Source organism: Streptomyces roseicoloratus (assembly GCF_004117935.1).
GTDB lineage: Bacteria > Actinomycetota > Actinomycetes > Streptomycetales > Streptomycetaceae > Streptomyces > Streptomyces roseicoloratus.
Genome location: NZ_SDOY01000040.1, coordinates 109,822 through 125,524 on the forward strand (window position 1 = coordinate 109,822; position 15,703 = coordinate 125,524).

The following is a 15,703-nucleotide window of genomic DNA, read 5'->3' on the forward strand; positions in this document are numbered from 1 at the left end:
ACGGTCTCGTCAGGCGAGACGCGCGTACGGGTCAGAGGAGGTGGGCCGGGGTGCCGACGGGCAGGATAAATCGGAACTCGGCCCCGCCACGGGGACCGCGTCCGACGGTGATCGTGCCGCCGTGGGCCTCGACGACGCCCTTGACGATGTAGAGGCCGAGCCCGGTGCCGCCGCGCTTGCTGCCCCGCCAGAAGCGGGTGAACACGCGGCCCATCGACTCCTCGGGGATGCCGGGGCCTTCGTCGCTCACGGTGACCTCCGTCCCCTTCTCTCCGTCGCTGGTGGCCGTGGTGGGTGCCACGTCGATGGTGACGGTTCCCTCGCCGTGGCGCACCGCATTTTCGAGCAGGTTGCCGAGGATCTGGTCGATCTTGTCGGGGTCCGCCCACAGCTCGGGCAGGCCGGGCCTGACCCGGACGAAGAAGCGGTCGGGCGACTGGCCGCCGGTCGTGTGGGCGTGTACGTGCCGGCCGACGGCGGCGGCGATGTCGACGGGCTGGCGGCGGACCTCCAGGCGCCCGGAGTCGATCCGGGAGATGTCGAGCAGCTCGGCGATCAGTCGTTTGATGCGGCCGGCGTCGGCGTCGACGGTCTCCAGCATCAGCCGCTTCTGGTCGTCGGTGAACCGCTCCCACTTCGCGAGGAGGGTCGCGGTGAAGCCCTTGACGGAGGTGAGCGGCGAGCGGAGCTCGTGCGCGACGGTGGCGATGAGCTCGGCGTGGCTGCGCTCGGTGCGCCGGCGGGCCTCGGTGCCGCGCAGCGAGACCACGACGCGCCGCACCGGGCCGCCGGGCCGGGCGCGGACGTACCGGGCGGAGACGAGCACCTCGCGGCCGCCGGGCAGCAGCAGGTTGCGCTCGGGCTGGCCGCGCCGGGTGGCCAGCCCGCCGTACGGGTCGGTCAGCGTCCACCAGCGGGCGCCCTTGAGGTCCTCGAGCGGCAGCGCCTCGTCGAGCGGGCGGCCGAGCGCGGTGGCGGCGGGGACGGCGGTGATGCGGCCTGCGGCGGCGTTGAAGCAGATGATCCGGCCGGTCTCGTCGGCGACGACGAGACCGTCGGGCAGGTCGTCGGGATCGATCCCGAGCCCGCCCGCGCAGTGGTCCGGCAGGGCCGGCGGTACGGGCTGTTCCCGTACGTGCCGTTCCGGGGCGGGTCCTTCCGGTACGGGCGCCGGTGACGCCTCCGGCGCGTGCGGCGCGGCGCTCCGTGCCTGTGCGGGACTGCCCGTGCCGACCGTCATCCCCGTAATCCCACCCCTCCGTGTACCGCAGTGGGCCCCGAGAGCGTCACCCTACTAGGGCGTGTTTCGAAAGTCCCGTCTGGCGGGGGCCCTGTGGAGGCCTCAGGAGCCGGTTCGGGGGCGCTGGGCGCGCGCGGAGGCGTAGAGGCACACGGCGGCGGCGGTGGCGAGGTTGAGGCTCTCGGCCTTGCCGTGGATCGGGACGCGGACGACGGCGTCGGCGAGCGCCCGGGTCTCCTCGGGCAGTCCCCAGGCCTCGTTGCCGAAGACCCAGGCGGTCGGGCCGCCCATGGTGCCGGCGTCCAGCTCGTCGTCGAGGTCGTCCTCGCCCGCGCCGTCGGCGGCGAGGATCCGCACGCCGACGCTCTTGAGGCCCTCGACGGCCTGCTCGACGGGCACGCCGACGGCGACCGGGAGGTGGAAGAGGGAGCCGACGGAGGCGCGGACGGACTTGGGGTTGTACAGGTCCACGGAGGCGTCGGTGAGGATCACGGCGTCGGCGCCCGCGGCGTCGGCGCAGCGCAGCACGGTGCCGGCGTTCCCGGGGTCGCGGACGTGCGCGAGGACGGCGACCAGCCGGGGCCGGGCGGCGATGATGTCCTCGAACGGCGAGTCGAGGAAGCGGCAGACGCCGACGAGGCCCTGCGGGGTGACGGTCTGGGAGACCTCGGCGAGGACGGCGTCGGAGGCGAGGTGGACCCGGGCACCGGCGGCGCGTGCGGCGTCGATGATCGTGGCGTAGCGCTCGGCGGCCTCGACGGTGGTGAACAGCTCGACGAGGGTCGGCTGTCCGGTGCTGCCGCGGTGCTCGACGGCCTCGCGGACGGCCTGCGGGCCCTCGGCGATGAAGAGGCGGTCCTTGCCCCGGAAGTTGCGCTTGGCGAGCCGCCGGGCGGCGACGACGCGCGGCGAACGCGGGGAGATCAGCTCGGGGGTGGACATGTGCCTGGGGCTCTCTGACTCGACGACGGCAGCGGTGGGGCGTGGGCGGCGGTCAACGCGCCGGACCCGCAGGCGCTGGGCCTGCGGGTCCGGGCAGAAGCACTGCGACCTGGAAGATCAGGCGGCGGCCTTCGGGGCGTTGACGTCGGCCGGGAGGGCCTTCTGCGCGACCTCGACCAGCGCGGCGAACGCGTTGGCGTCGTTGACGGCCAGCTCGGCGAGGATCTTGCGGTCCACCTCGATGTTGGCGGCCTTCAGACCCTGGATGAGGCGGTTGTACGTCATGCCGTTCAGGCGGGCAGCGGCGTTGATGCGCTGGATCCACAGCTGACGGAAGTCGCCCTTGCGCTTCTTGCGGTCGTTGTAGTTGTAGACCAGCGAGTGGGTGACCTGCTCCTTGGCCTTGCGGTAGAGGCGCGAACGCTGACCGCGGTAGCCGGAGGCCTGCTCGAGGATCGCCCGGCGCTTCTTGTGGGCGTTGACTGCCCGCTTGACGCGTGCCACTTCTTAACTCCTTGTAGCGGGGCCGTGGTGTGTTCACACGACCCGGAAAACGGATGGGTCCCGGTCGGTGCCGGATGCCCTCGTCGGACGAGGGCGGGAGATCAGGATCAGATGCCCAGCATCTTCTTGATCTTGGCGGAGTCACCCGGGGCCATCTCGGCGTTGCCGGTGAGGCGACGCGTCAGCTTGGACGACTTGTGCTCGAGCAGGTGGCGCTTGCCGGCGCGCTCCCGCAGGATCTTGCCGGAGCCGGTGACCTTGAAGCGCTTCTTGGCACCGGAGTGCGTCTTGTTCTTCGGCATAGCGCCGTTATCTCCTCGTCAGTGGCGCTCCCCCGGTGCGGGCACCGGACAAGCGGGAGCGTCATGTCTTCGTTTGGTGGTTCCGGGCGGAACCCTGGGGCTGCCCCGTGAGGCAGCCCCGCGGGATCACGCCTCGGCGTTCTCGGCCGACGCGTCGGCCGAAGCCTCCTCGGCCGGGGCCTCCGCCGCGGCGGAACCGCCCTGGCGTTCGGCCTTGCGCGCCGCCTGGGCCTCGCGCGCCTCGGCCATGGCCTCGGTCTTCTTCTTGTGAGGACCGAGAACCATGATCATGTTCCGGCCGTCCTGCTTCGGGTTGGACTCGATGAAGCCGAGCTCCTGTACGTCCTCCGCGAGGCGCTGCAGCAGTCGGTAACCGAGCTCCGGGCGGGACTGCTCACGACCACGGAACATGATCGTGATCTTGACCTTGTCACCCTGCTTGAGGAACCGGACGACGTGACCCTTCTTGGTGTCGTAGTCGTGCGGGTCGATCTTCGGCCGGAGCTTCATCTCCTTGATGACCGTGTGCGCCTGGTTCTTGCGCGCCTCACGGGCCTTCATGGCCGACTCGTACTTGAACTTCCCGTAGTCCATGAGCTTGCACACGGGCGGACGGGCGTTCGCCGCGACCTCAACCAGATCGAGGTCGTACTCCTGCGCGAGCTCCAGGGCCTTGGCAAGGGGGACGATGCCCACCTGCTCGCCGCTGGGGCCGACAAGACGCACCTCGGGAACGCGAATCCGCTCGTTGATGCGGGGCTCGGCGCTGATGGATCCTCCTCGGTAGCACCACGCGACCGCCTCGGCGGACGGACACGTCACGGTAGAACTGTCGGGACCAACCGAGCGGGTGCACGAAAAATGCCCCGGACGGGACACAGGCGGGGCTCCATGAAACCGGAGCACCGACGCGATCCATCGCGGGGCGCACATCGGGCGGCTCCATCGTCCGTACGGAACGATGGATGCCACCTGACCGGTGACCCGCCACCCGTGAGGGCGGCAAGGTGGGAGATCGGAGCCTCCACTTGTGGGCTGGGCACGCATGTGTCCAGCCGGTCGTTACACAAGGTTAGCAGGACCCGCCGGTCGGCGCGAACCGTCCGTCCGCTTATCGTGTGGGCATGAGCGAGACGCCCCAGAACGAGTCCACGGAGTCCCCCGACTTCGCAGCCATGACCCGCGACATCGCGGAGGTCCCGGCGGTCGAGGTGATCGTGACGGTCGCCGTCAACCTGATGAGCGCCGCCGCGGTGAAGCTCGGGCTCACCGAGGAGGGCGACGAGCACAAGGACCTCGACGAGGCCCGCAAGCTGATCACCGCCCTCGCCGGTCTGCTCGACGCCGGCGTGACGGAGATCTCCTCCTTCCACGCCGCCCCGCTGCGCGACGGCCTGAAGTCCCTCCAGCTGGCCTTCCGCGAGGCCAGCCTCGTCCCGGACGAGCCGGGCCAGGGACCGGGCGAGAAGTACACGGGGCCGGTGTACGGCTAGAGCCGGCCGGGGGGCCTGCCCGCGGGGGTACGGGGGTCGCCCCCCCGGGAGACGGCAGCCACGGGGCCGGTGTACGGCTAGAACGGGCCGGGGGGCCTGCCCGCGGGGGTACGGGGATCGCCCCCCGGGAGACGGCAGCCACGGGGCCGGTGTACGGCTAGAGCGGGCCGCGCCGCCCGCCCGCGGGCCGTCAGGGCCGCGGGGGTACGGGCTCCCACCGCCGCCGGGCCCGTCAGGGCCCGCAGGCAGCAGTCAGTTTCGTACGTAGAAGGGCTCGCCAGGAGGCGTTGCCGAGGCCGGCAGGAGTGCCAGGTCGAGGCCGCGCACCAGGCGGGCCCTCAGTGTTTCGTCGGCGGCCAGGGCGCGGGCCACGCGCTGCGCGGCCTCCGCCGCGGCCGCGTCGTCCGCGAGGACCAGCGCCAGGGTGCCGTCCGCGGTGCCGGGACCCAGGTGGGCGCGGAGCACCGCGGGCTCGGCGGCGACGGCGGCCCGGACGGCGTCCCGTACCGCGGGGTCGTCCAGGGGGTCCGTGCTGCTGCGGCCCTCGGCGAGCGCGAGCAGCGCGGAGCCGGTCACCTGGTACGGCACGGGGCCGGCCAGGTCCAGGACGAGCGTGTCGGCCTTCTCGTGGACCAGGGCCGCGAGCGCCTGCCGCAGCGGGACGGCGACGGGTCGGGCGGCCGGGTCCCACAGGTGCAGCGAGGCGATCGAGGTGAACGCGGGCAGGGCGCGCCGGTCGCCGGCGGTCAGCGTCGGCACCGCCATGTCGCTGGTCTTCTCCTGCTTGAGGCCGGTCTCCGGGTCGGTCTGGACCTCGCCGAGGACGGCGACGACGGGGACGAGGAGCCGGGCGCCGCGCAGCGCCTCCAGGACCGGGCCGTGGGCGGTCCGGTCCTCCGCCCAGGCCGCGAGGGCCGCGGCGAGCCGCAGGTCGGCGGAGCCGTCGTCGTCGGAGAAACCGGGGTCGGGGATGTTCTTGAGGGCCACGCCCCGAGCCTAACCGCCGCGTTCCTGGCCGGACGACCAGGGCCGATCGGCCCCGGCCCGCCCCGTCGGGGCACGGCGCACCGGGCTTTCGGACGGCTCAGCGGGTGCGGGGGCGCCCGCCGCCGCGCCAGAGGGCCACGGCGGCGGCCAGGAAGAGAACGCCGACGCCGCCGGCGAGCGGCGCCAGCAGGCCGACGGGGTGCGACTCCTCGGCGACGGGCTGCGGGCCGGGCCCGAAGTAGCGGCCCTTCCAGCCCGCGACGGCCGTCTTGGGGTCGGCGCCCTTCAGCTTGCGGCCCGCCTTGATCGCGGCGGCCGGGTCGACCGTGCCGTAGCCCTTGTCGTCGCTGCGCCCGCCCTTGGGCCGGCTGCGCGCGGTGTCCACGAGCAGCTGCTTGATCTGGGCGGGTGTCAGGTCGGGGTGGGCGGACCGGACGAGCGCGACGGCGCCGGAGACGAAGGCGGCGGCCGCGCTGGTCCCCCAGCCCTCGTAGTAGCGGCGGTCGGGGTCGGCGATGACGATGTCGACGCCGGGGGCGCTGACCGTGGCGTACCAGCGGCTGGTGGAGAAGGAGGCGTGGGTGCCGTAGCGGTCGACGGCGGCGACGGCGATGACGCCGGGGTAGGCGGCGGGGTACGAGATGTGGTCGCCCTTCTCGCCGCCGTTGCCGGCGGAGGCGACCACGGAGACGCCCTTGGCGAGGGCGTACTGGACGGCGGCGTCCTCGCCCGCGTCCGGGTGGGCCGACTCGGAGTCGTCGCCGAGGGAGAGGTTGATGACGTCGGCGCCATGGTCGGCGGCCCAGCGGATGCCTTCGGCGAGGGCGGTTCCGCGGGTCTTGCGGGCCTTGTCCCGGGCCTTGTCGGTGCCTTCGAGGATGACCCGGACGGGCAGCACGCGGACCTCGGGGGCGATGCCCATCACGCCGTCCTGGCTGCCGGGCCCGTGGCCGTGGCCGGCGATGATGCCGGCCATGGCGGTGCCGTGCCGGGCCCAGGCGCGGTCGCCGCGTTCCGCGCCGAAGCCGACGAGGTCGGTGCCGGGCAGGACCGAGCCCTCGAGGTCGGGGTGGGTGGCGTCGACGCCGGTGTCGAGGACGGCGACGGTGATGCCCTCGCCGCGCGTGGTCTGCCAGGCCCTGCCGGTGTGCAGGGCTTCGAGGCCCCACTGACGGGCGCGGATGGTGTCGGCGTACGCGGGCGTGGTGGTCGCCGGCAGGACGGCGAAGGCGGCGGCGAGGGCCGCGAGGGCGGCCCGGCGGAGGGAGGAGGAACGGGTCACCGCTCGTCCTCCCCGGCGGGCGCGGTGGCGGTCGCGCGCAGGGCGCGTTCCACGGCCTCGGCGGCGCCCCTGGCCTCGTGGCCGAGGCCCGCCTGGGCGACGGCGGTGTCGCGCTTGGGTGTCATGGCGCGCTCCGCGGGCTCGGGCTCGGCGACGACGCGGCCGTCGGCGAAGCCGGAGACGGCGGTGACGACGACGGGCAGGTCGGGCAGGACGTGCCGCCACCAGCTGGCCCGCTGGCGGTCGCCGAAGCGGGCGGCGACGGTGCCGGACGCGGCGAGCGCGGGGGCCGGTTCGTCGGCGGCGCGGGAGCCGAGGGTGCGCATGGTGGCGGGATCGGCCTGGGTGAAGACGAGGGCGACGGTGACGACGTGGGAGGAGGTGGCGTCGGTGTAGGTGGCGCGCAGCACGCGGTCGCAGCCGACGGTGGCCAGGGCGGTGTGCAAGGCCCGGGGCAGGGTGGTCGGCGAGCAGGGGGCGTCGGGCGCGACGACGATCCGGCTCCAGGTGCGCGTCGCGCCGCCGGGGCCGGCGGCGGGGCCGGAGAGGGTGCGGGGGAAGAGGGTGTCGACCGGGGCGTCGTGCCAGAGCGTGCGGGCCCGGCTGAAGCCGGCCGGTTCGGCGGGTTCGCCGGCACCGGTGCCGGCGAGCACCGCGCCGATGAGCGCGCCGCCGACGAGCCCGAGGGCGAGCACGGCACAGACCGCGGCCGCGACGACGCGGCCGGTGGCGCGTTCCCGGATGGGCCGGAGCCGGGTGGTCGTCTCGGCGGGCGTCTCGTCGGGCACGCCGCCGCGCAGCGCCCAGGCGTCGTAGGCGTACGCCGGAGCGACGGCGGGCGGGAGCCCCTCGGGCGCGGACCGGTCACCGTCGTGTACGGCGCCGAGGCCGGCGGGCCGGGCAGGCGTGCCGGGGCGGGGGGCGGCGCCCGCGAAGGGCGCCTGCCGGCCGTCCCGTACGGGCTCCGGGCCCGGGGACCGGGCCGGCGTGCCGGGGCGGGGGGCGGCGGTGGCCGGTCCCCGCCGGTCGTCCCGTACGGGACGGAGCCGGGTGGTGGTCTCGGTGGGCGTCTCGTCGCCCGGGGCCGGCCGTACGGGCCGCGCGGGCGGGGCCGGCTGCTCGGGCGGCAGCGGCTGCGCGGTCCGGCGCGGCTGCCCGTCCGCGGGGACGGGGATCCGGGCCGCGGGGGCGGCCGCGGACACCGAGGTCCCGGACGTCGCCGCGGGCGCGGAAGGCTCCGGGGGCAGCAGGGCCTCGGTGATACGGGACACGGGGCGCTCCGCCTGGGGCGCGGACGCGCGGGACGCGGAGGTGCCCGGCGCGGACGTGAAGGGCGCAGGCGTGACGGGCGCGGACGTGACGGGCGCGGACGTGACGGGCGCAGGCATGACGGGCGCAGGCGTGACGGGCGCGGAAATGCCCGGCGCCGGGGAACCAGGGGTCGGCGAGGATGCCTGGCGTCCGGGCGCGGGCTGCGTCGCGGCGCCCGGGGCCGGCGCGGCCGGAGGGTCCACCAGGGCGGCGGCCGCGGGCGCGACGGACGCCGGTGCGGCCGGGGCCGGGGCGGTCGGCCGGGGCTCGGCGGAGGGCGACGGCCGGGGTGGCGCGGGGCGCTCCGGCGGGAGGAGGGCTTCGGTGATGCGGGACATCGGGCGCTGTGGCTCGGTGCTCATCCCCGTCCCCCTGGTCGTTCCGTGAAAGCAATGGCCGCCACTCTACGGTCTGTTCCCGGTGGGGCGGGAACCCAGGGGCTACCCACGCGTAAACCCGTCTGGCAAGCTCGGCCCATGACTCCCCGTGCCGCCGACCGCGCCCGGTACGACCGGGCGACCGCCCAGCTCGACGCGCCCCTCGCCGTCGTCGACCTGGAGGCCTTCGACGCGAACGCCGACGATCTGGTCCGCAGGGCCGGGGGCAAGCCGGTCCGGGTCGCGAGCAAGTCGGTGCGGTGCCGGGCGCTCCTGGAGCGGGTGCTGGCGCGGGACGGGTTCGCGGGCGTGATGTCGTTCACCCTGGCCGAGTCGCTGTGGCTGGCCAGGGCCGGGTTCGGGGACGTGCTCCTCGCCTACCCGTCGGCCGACCGGGCCGGGTTCGCGGAGCTCGCGGGCGACGCGAAGCCGGCCGGTGCCGTGACGGTGATGGTCGACGACGTGGCCCAGCTCGACCTGATACAGGCCTCACGGGCGGGCGGCACGGAGGAGATCCGGATCTGTCTGGAGCTGGACACCTCGCTGCACCTGCTCGGCGGTCGGGTGCGGATCGGGGCCCGGCGTTCGCCGCTCCGCGAGCCGGGCGAACTGGCCGACCTCGCCCGCTCGGTCGCCCGGCGGCCCGGATTCCGGCTGGTGGGACTGATGGCGTACGAGGGGCATGTGGCGGGCGTCGGCGACGCGGTGGCGGGCCGGCCGGTGCGGTCGCGCGCAATCCGGCTGATGCAGTCGGCGGCCCGGAAGGAGCTGGCGGCGCGCCGGGCGGCGGTGGTCCGTGCGGTGCGGGCGGTGGCGCCGGACCTGGAGTTCGTGAACGGCGGCGGCACGGGCAGCGTGCAGCACACGGCGGCAGAGGACGCGGTGACGGAGATCGCGGCGGGCTCGGGGCTCTTCGTGCCGCGGCTCTTCGACAACTACACCTCGTTCTCGGGCCGTCCCGCCGCCCTCTTCGCGCTGCCCGTGGTGCGCCGCCCCGGGGTGGGCGTGGTGACGGTGCTCGGCGGCGGCTATCCCGCCTCGGGCGTCGCCGGCAAGGACCGGCTGCCCGTCCCGTACCTGCCGGAGGGTCTGCGCTACGACCCGCAGGAGGGCCCGGGCGAGGTCCAGACCCCGCTGCTCGGCTCGCCCGCCGACGACCTGCGCATCGGTGACAAGGTCTGGTTCCGCCACGCGAAGGCGGGCGAGCTGTGCGAGCGCTTCGACACGCTGCACCTGGTGGAGGGCGACCGGGTGACGGCCGCCGTCCCCACGTACCGGGGCGAGGGGCAGACCTTCCTCTAGTAGGCCGTCTCTTCCGGATCCCGGCCCCGGAACACCGTGTCCCACTGGTCCGGTACGACGCTGCCGTCGGCGCGCCGGACCGGCCGGGCGGTGCCGTCGGCGGCGGTGTAGCCGGTGGTGGCGCAGGGGTACGGGGCGGTTCTGCGCTGCTTGGGCTCGATGAACATGGGGTTGACGATCCACCGGCCGTCGCCGTTGTCGTAGGCCCGGCACATGAGCTCGTTCTTGTTGCGGTTGAGGACGAGCCGGAGGCCGGTGGCGTCGCGCAGCAGGGACACGTCGGTGTCGGAGTCGCCGGCGGCGAGGACCTGGCGGCGCGCGGCGGGCTGCACGCGTTCGGCGGCTGCGCCGCGGACGCCGAGGATCTCCTGGTTGATCCAGCAGCGCTTGCCGTCGATGTAGGTGATCATCCGGTCCTCGCCGTCGCGGACGCCGCCGCAGCCCTGGAGGTGGCCCGTGAGACGGCCGTGCTCGGTGGTGTTGCGGATGCCGATGGTGTGGGAGGGGTCGATGCCGACGCCCCGGGCCCAGACGTCGACGACGGGCTCGGGCGAGGCGGAGACGATCCACACGTCGAAGCCGGCGTCCTGGAGCGCACGGATCAGGTCGCGCTGCTGCTCGTAGTGGCGCACCCAGCCGGTGACCCGGGCGGTGCCGACCCGCTGGGTGGCGCCCCGCGGTGCGGCGAGGTTCTCGGCGCGGGCCGCCGCGGCGAAGGACCGGACCTCGCGGGCGGTCCAGCCGCGCAGGAGCTGGGCGAGCCAGGCGTACTGGGGCTCCATGCGGCGGTGGTCGTAACCGGCGAAGGCCGTCCTGCCGGTGCTCGTGGCGCCGGTCCCGTAGACGGCGAGGATCTCGTCGGCGCAGCGGGGGTCGGTGGAGGTCGGCAGGGTGCGCCCGCCCGGAGGGCAGGCGGCGGCGAGCGCGGTGGCGGCCTCCGGGGTGAGCCAGCGGCTGGTGGTGGTCCAGTCGCCGTGGCGCGGGGGCCGGATGCGGTCGTTGCGGAGCAGCCAGTAGAGGGTGGCGTCGCCGACGTCGTTCTTGATGACCGTGTTGTCCCAGTCGAAGACGGCGAGGGGTTTCCCGGCTCCGGTGCCCTTGCCGGCGCCACCGCCGGTGCCACCGCCGGTGCCCTTGGACCGGCAGTGGTCGGCTATCAGGCGCTCGATGCGGGCCTTGTTGTCGCCGTACCAGCCTTCGGACACGGTCAGCTTCGGGCAGGCGGCGGGCGCGGCCGAAGCGGCTGCGGGCCGGGCCGAGACGTTCGGTGCGGGGAGGAGGGCGGTCGCGGCGAGGGCGAGGACGGCAGCGGCGGCGCAGCCGCGGAGCCCGCGGACAGGACTGTGCGTGCTGTTCAAGGTCACACCTCTCTGTACGCACGACAGCCGGGCGCCTTGCGACGCCCGGCTGCCCGGGTGGGGGTGGGTGGGGATGTGTGAGGGTGGGTGGGGGTGTGGGGGGATGGGGGTGTGGGGGGACGGTGGCGGCGGTGGCGAGGGTGGGGGCGGGGGGTGCCGGGGTTCTACAGCGGCGTCACGTACGCGCCGGAGATGCCGCCGTCGACGAGGAAGTCGGTGGCGTTGATGAAGGAGGAGTCGTCGCTCGCGAGGAAGGCGACCGCGGCGGCGATCTCCTCGGCCTCGGCGAACCGGCCGACCGGGATGTGCACCAGACGGCGCGCGGCGCGCTCCGGGTCCTTGGCGAACAGCTCCTGGAGGAGCGGCGTGTTGACGGGTCCGGGGCACAGGGCGTTCACCCGGATGCCCTCCCTCGCGAACTGGACGCCGAGTTCGCGGGACATGGCGAGCACGCCGCCCTTGGAGGCGGTGTACGAGATCTGGCTGGTGGCCGCGCCCATGACGGCCACGAAGGACGCGGTGTTGATGATGGAGCCCCTGCCCTGGCGGCGCATGTACGGCAGGGCGGCCTTGCAGCAGAGGTAGACGGAGGTCAGGTTGACGTCCTGGACGCGCTTCCAGGCCTCCAGGCCGGTCTCCAGGATGGAGTCGTCGTCGGGCGGGGAGATGCCGGCGTTGTTGAAGGCGATGTCGACGGAACCGTAGGTGTCGTGGGCGACCTTGAAGAGGTTCTCGACGTCCTCCGGGTCGGTGACGTCGACCTTCACGAAGGTCCCGCCGACCTCCTCGGCGGCGGCCTTGCCGGCCCGCTCGTCGATGTCGCCGCAGACCACGTTCGCGCCTTCGGAGGCGAGCCGGCGGGCGGTGGCGAGGCCGATGCCGCTGCCGGCGCCGGTGATGACGGCGGTGCGGCCGACGAGCCGGCGGCAGATGATCTCTTCGGTGGTCTCGTTGCTCATGCGGGTCAGGCCTCCGTGCTGATGAAGACGTTCTTGGTTTCGGTGAAGGCGGTCAGGGCGTCGGGGCCCAGCTCCCGGCCGAGGCCGGACTGGCCGAAGCCACCGAACGGGGTCCAGTAGCGGACGCTGGAGTGGGAGTTGACGGAGAGGTTGCCGGCCCGGACGGCGCGCGAGGCGCGCAGCGCGCGGCCGATGTCGCGGGTCCAGAGGGAGCCGGAGAGGCCGTACGGGGTGGCGTTGGCGAGCCGGATCGCGTCGGCCTCGTCCTCGAAGGGCAGGACGACGGCGACGGGCCCGAAGATCTCCTCGACGGCGCAGGGGGCGTCCTCGGGCACGCCGGTGAGGAGGGTCGGCGGGAACCAGAAGCCGGGGCCTTCGGGTGCCTTGCCGCGGACGGCGTCGCCGTGTCCGGCGGCACCGTCGACGTAGGCCCGTACGCGGTCGAGCTGGGCGCGGGAGATGAGCGGGCCCATCTGGGTGCGCTCGTCGAGCGGGTCGCCGACGACGATCTCCTCGATCGCGGGGGTGAGCAGCTCCAGGAAGCGGTCGTACACACCGCGCTGGACGAGGATGCGGGTGCGGGCGCAGCAGTCCTGGCCGCTGTTGTCGAGGAAGGACATCGGGGCGGCGGCCGCGGCGGCCTCCAGGTCGGCGTCGGCGAAGACGATGTTGGGGCTCTTGCCGCCGAGTTCGAGGGTGACCCGCTTCACCTGGTCGGCGGCCCTGGCCATGATCTGCTTGCCGACGCGGGTGGAGCCGGTGAAGACGACCTTGGCGACGCCGGGGTGGTCGACGAGCGCGGCGCCGGCGACCGGGCCTTCGCCGGGCAGGACCTGGAAGAGGTGCTCGGGGAGTCCGGCGTCCAGGGCGAGTTCGGCGAGGCGCAGGGCGGTGAGCGGCGTGGTCTCGGCGGGCTTGAGGATCACGGCGTTGCCGGCGGCGAGGGCGGGGGCGGTGGCCCAGGCGGCGATCGGCATGGGGAAGTTCCAGGGCGCGATGACGCCGATGACGCCGAGCGGTTCGAGGATGGTGAGGTCCAGGCCGCCGGGGACCGGGATCTGCCGGCCGTTCAGGCGCTCCGCTCCCCCGGCCGCGTAGTCGAGCAGGTCGCGGACGTTGCCGGCCTCCCAGCGGGCGTTGCCGAGGGTGTGGCCGGCCTCGCGGACCTCCAGGAGGGCGAGTTCCTCGACGTGGGCGTCGACGACGGAGGCGAAGCGGCGCAGCGCGCGGGCCCGGTCGGCGGGGGCCAGCGCGGCCCAGGCCCGCTGGGCGGTGGCGGCGCGGGTGACGGCGGTGTCGACGTCGGCGGGGGTGGCGGCGGGGACGGTGGCGACGAGCTCCTCGGTCGCCGGGTTGAGGACGTGCAGTTCGTGCGGCAAGTCTTTCCTCACATGCGTTCGAAGGAGCGGCGCAGTTCCCAGTCGGTGACGGCGGCGTCGAAGGCGTCGAGTTCGACGCGGGCCATGTTGCGGTAGTGGGCGACGACCTCGGCGCCGAAGGCGTCCTTGGCGATCTCGCTGTTCTCCCAGAGCTCGGCGGCGTCACGGAGCGTGGTGGGGACGTGCGCGTAGTCGGCGGTGTAGGCGTTGCCGGTGCAGGCGGGCGGGAGTTCGAGGCGCTGCTCGATGCCGTACAGGCCGGCGGCGACGAGGGCGGCGACGGCGAGGTAGGGGTTGACGTCGCCGCCGGGGACCCGGTTCTCGAAGCGGGTGGAGCGACCGTGACCGACGACCCGCAGGGCGCAGGTGCGGTTGTCGTGGCCCCAGGCGACGGCGGTGGGGGCGAAGGAGCCGGGCTGGAAGCGCTTGTAGGAGTTGATGTGGGGGGCGTACAGCAGGGAGAAGTCGCGGAGGGCGGCGAGCTGTCCGGCGAGGAAGTGCCGCATGACGTCGGACATCCCGTCGGGCCCGTCACCGGCCATCACGTTGACGCCGTCGACGTCCTGGAGGGACAGGTGGATGTGGCAGGAGTTGCCCTCGCGCTCGTTGTACTTGGCCATGAAGGTGAGCGAGCAGCCCTCCTGGGCGGCGATCTCCTTGGCGCCGGTCTTGTAGACGGCGTGGTTGTCGCAGGTGGCCAGGGCCTCGTCGTACCGGAAGGCGATCTCGTGCTGGCCGGGGTTGCACTCGCCCTTGGCGGACTCGACGGTGAGTCCTGCGGTGGCCATCTCGTTGCGGATGCGGCGCAGCAGGGGCTCGACGCGGCCGGTGCCGAGGATCGAGTAGTCGACGTTGTACTGGTTGACGGGGGTCAGTCCGCGGTAGTTCGCGTCCCAGGCCTGTTCGTAGGTGTCCTTGAAGACGATGAATTCGAGTTCGGTGCCGACGTGGGCGGTGAAGCCGTGGGCGGCGAGCCGGTCGAGCTGGCGGCGCAGGATCTGGCGCGGGGCGGCGACGACAGGGCTGCCGTCGTCCCAGACGAGGTCGGCCGTCACCATGGCGGTGCCCTCGTTCCAGGGGACGCGGCGGAGGGTGGCGAGGTCGGGTCGCATGGCGAAGTCGCCGTAGCCGCGGTCCCAGGAGGACATCTCGTAGCCGTCGACGGTGTTCATCTCGGTGTCGACGGCCAGAAGATAGTTGCAGCCCTCGGTGCCGTGGTCGAGCACCTCGTCGAGGAAGAACGGTGCGGCGAACCGCTTGCCCTGGAGCCGTCCCTGCATGTCGGGGAAGGCCAGGACGACGGTGTCGATCTCGCCGCTCGCGACGAGCGCGCGGAGCTCGTCGACGGTGAGCGGGGGTGTGCGGTCTGCCACGGGATTACTCCTCCTTCGGCCTGCCGGGAGCCATAAGGTATTGCTCAGAACCATTGCTTGGGAAGGGGAAACGACGAGGTGGCCAGTACGAGTGAATCGGCGGACCGGCTGACGCCCGTGCTGCGGCCGGTGCGCGCGGGCAACGGTTTCGAGGAGGCCCTGGAGCAGATCCTGCAGGTCGTGCGGCTCGGACTGGTGCCGGGCGGGGAGCGGCTTCCGGCCGAGCGGGAGCTCGCCGACCGGATGGGAATCAGCCGGGTCACGCTGCGCGAGGTCCTGAAAGTGCTCCAGGAGCAGGGCCTGGTGGAGAGCCGGCGCGGACGGTACGGCGGCACGTTCGTGCTGCAACGGCCGCAGACCGCCGACGAGGCGGAGCTGCGGCGCCGGATCGCGGCCGTCGACATGGAGGACACGCTGCGCTTCCGCGAGGTCCTGGAGGTGGGCGCGGCCGGCCTGTGCGCCGCGCACGGTCTGGACGAGGAGGGTGCGGAGCGGCTGCGCGCGGCCCTGGCGGCGACGCACGACGCGCCGCTGGGCGACTACCGCCGCCAGGACACCCTGCTGCACCTGACGCTCGCCGAACTGTCCGGTTCGCCGACACTGACGGCGCAGTACGCGGCGGTGCGGGCGACGGTCAACGACCTCCTGGACTGCATCCCGCTCCTGGTGCGCAACCTGGAGCACTCGCAGCACCAGCACACGGCACTGGTGGAGGCGGTGCTCGACGGGGACGCGGACGCGGCGCGCGAGGTGATGCGGGAGCACTGCGCGGGCACGGCGGCGCTGCTGCGCGGCTTCCTCACCTGAGGGGGCCGTGCGCCGCGCGCGGAAGGGGCGGCCGTGCTCCGGACGCGCCGAGGGGCCGTGCACCGCGCGCACCGGGGCGGCCGTGCA

Annotated in this window: 15 protein-coding genes; 3 read left to right on the forward strand and 12 right to left on the reverse strand. The window is 74.0% G+C overall.

Features of this window, described 5'->3' with window-relative positions; all coding sequences use genetic code 11:
• Window positions 1–31: 31 nt before the first annotated feature.
• The 5 genes from ESG85_RS03320 to infC form a co-directional block, all read right to left on the reverse strand.
• The gene (locus ESG85_RS03320) at window positions 32–1,240 is read right to left on the reverse strand and encodes a sensor histidine kinase (RefSeq protein ID WP_128976493.1); all 1,209 of its coding nucleotides are present in this window, start codon (window positions 1,238–1,240) and stop codon (window positions 32–34) included.
• Window positions 1,241–1,342: 102 nt separating this feature from the next.
• On the reverse strand, window positions 1,343–2,182 hold the full coding sequence (locus ESG85_RS03325; RefSeq protein ID WP_128976494.1) for a TrmH family RNA methyltransferase: 840 nt from the start codon (window positions 2,180–2,182) through the stop codon (window positions 1,343–1,345).
• A gap of 117 nt (window positions 2,183–2,299) precedes the next feature.
• Window positions 2,300–2,686, reverse strand: coding sequence for a 50S ribosomal protein L20 (rplT, locus tag ESG85_RS03330; RefSeq protein ID WP_019884941.1), 387 nt, complete (start codon window positions 2,684–2,686; stop codon window positions 2,300–2,302).
• 107 nt (window positions 2,687–2,793) lie between these two features.
• Complete coding sequence (rpmI, locus tag ESG85_RS03335) at window positions 2,794–2,988, reverse strand: 50S ribosomal protein L35 (protein WP_041128339.1); 195 nt, start codon at window positions 2,986–2,988, stop codon at window positions 2,794–2,796.
• A gap of 126 nt (window positions 2,989–3,114) precedes the next feature.
• Window positions 3,115–3,810, reverse strand: coding sequence for a translation initiation factor IF-3 (gene infC, locus ESG85_RS03340; RefSeq protein WP_128976495.1), 696 nt, complete (start codon window positions 3,808–3,810; stop codon window positions 3,115–3,117).
• Window positions 3,811–4,112: 302 nt separating this feature from the next.
• Between infC and ESG85_RS03350 the strand changes: the two genes are divergently transcribed.
• Entirely contained in the window at window positions 4,113–4,481 is a 369-nt protein-coding gene (locus tag ESG85_RS03350) for a DUF1844 domain-containing protein (protein WP_128976496.1), read from the forward strand.
• A gap of 252 nt (window positions 4,482–4,733) precedes the next feature.
• Here the strand turns inward: ESG85_RS03350 and ESG85_RS03355 are convergent, their stop codons facing one another.
• The 3 genes from ESG85_RS03355 to ESG85_RS35645 all read right to left on the reverse strand — a co-directional run bounded on the left by ESG85_RS03355 (window position 4,734) and on the right by ESG85_RS35645 (window position 8,021).
• Entirely contained in the window at window positions 4,734–5,468 is a 735-nt protein-coding gene (locus tag ESG85_RS03355; protein WP_128976497.1) for an SseB family protein, read from the reverse strand.
• Window positions 5,469–5,565: 97 nt separating this feature from the next.
• Window positions 5,566–6,750, reverse strand: a complete 1,185-nt coding sequence (gene mycP / locus ESG85_RS03360; RefSeq protein WP_128976498.1) for a type VII secretion-associated serine protease mycosin — start codon at window positions 6,748–6,750, stop codon at window positions 5,566–5,568.
• Window positions 6,747–8,021, reverse strand: coding sequence for a hypothetical protein (locus ESG85_RS35645; protein ID WP_246094784.1), 1,275 nt, complete (start codon window positions 8,019–8,021; stop codon window positions 6,747–6,749). Before ESG85_RS35645 ends, mycP begins: the two co-directional genes overlap by 4 nt.
• Before the next feature lie 516 nt (window positions 8,022–8,537).
• Here ESG85_RS35645 and ESG85_RS03370 point away from each other — a divergent pair.
• Window positions 8,538–9,740: an amino acid deaminase/aldolase gene (locus tag ESG85_RS03370; RefSeq protein WP_128976499.1), complete on the forward strand. Its 1,203-nt coding sequence runs from the start codon at window positions 8,538–8,540 to the stop codon at window positions 9,738–9,740.
• On the opposite strand, the gene ESG85_RS03375 is transcribed toward ESG85_RS03370, so the two are convergent.
• The 4 genes from ESG85_RS03375 to ESG85_RS03395 form a co-directional block, all read right to left on the reverse strand.
• Window positions 9,737–11,098 carry an HAD family hydrolase gene (locus tag ESG85_RS03375; protein ID WP_128976500.1) on the reverse strand — a complete coding sequence of 454 codons (1,362 nt, stop codon included), beginning with the start codon at window positions 11,096–11,098 and terminating at the stop codon, window positions 9,737–9,739. The two genes, ESG85_RS03370 and ESG85_RS03375, sit on opposite strands and share 4 nt — an antisense overlap.
• Before the next feature lie 164 nt (window positions 11,099–11,262).
• Window positions 11,263–12,057 (reverse strand): 3-oxoacyl-ACP reductase, encoded by a 795-nt coding sequence (locus tag ESG85_RS03385; protein WP_128976502.1) that lies wholly within the window; start codon window positions 12,055–12,057, stop codon window positions 11,263–11,265.
• A 5-nt stretch (window positions 12,058–12,062) separates the two neighbouring features.
• Window positions 12,063–13,436, reverse strand: a complete 1,374-nt coding sequence (locus ESG85_RS03390; protein ID WP_128976503.1) for an aldehyde dehydrogenase family protein — start codon at window positions 13,434–13,436, stop codon at window positions 12,063–12,065.
• Window positions 13,437–13,444: 8 nt separating this feature from the next.
• A complete protein-coding gene (locus ESG85_RS03395; protein ID WP_128976504.1) occupies window positions 13,445–14,809 on the reverse strand; it encodes a glutamine synthetase family protein in 1,365 nt (454 codons plus the stop codon).
• Window positions 14,810–14,887: 78 nt separating this feature from the next.
• On the opposite strand from ESG85_RS03395, the gene ESG85_RS03400 reads away from it, so the two are divergent.
• Window positions 14,888–15,616, forward strand: a complete 729-nt coding sequence (locus tag ESG85_RS03400; RefSeq protein WP_128976505.1) for a FadR/GntR family transcriptional regulator — start codon at window positions 14,888–14,890, stop codon at window positions 15,614–15,616.
• Window positions 15,617–15,703 lie beyond the last annotated feature (87 nt).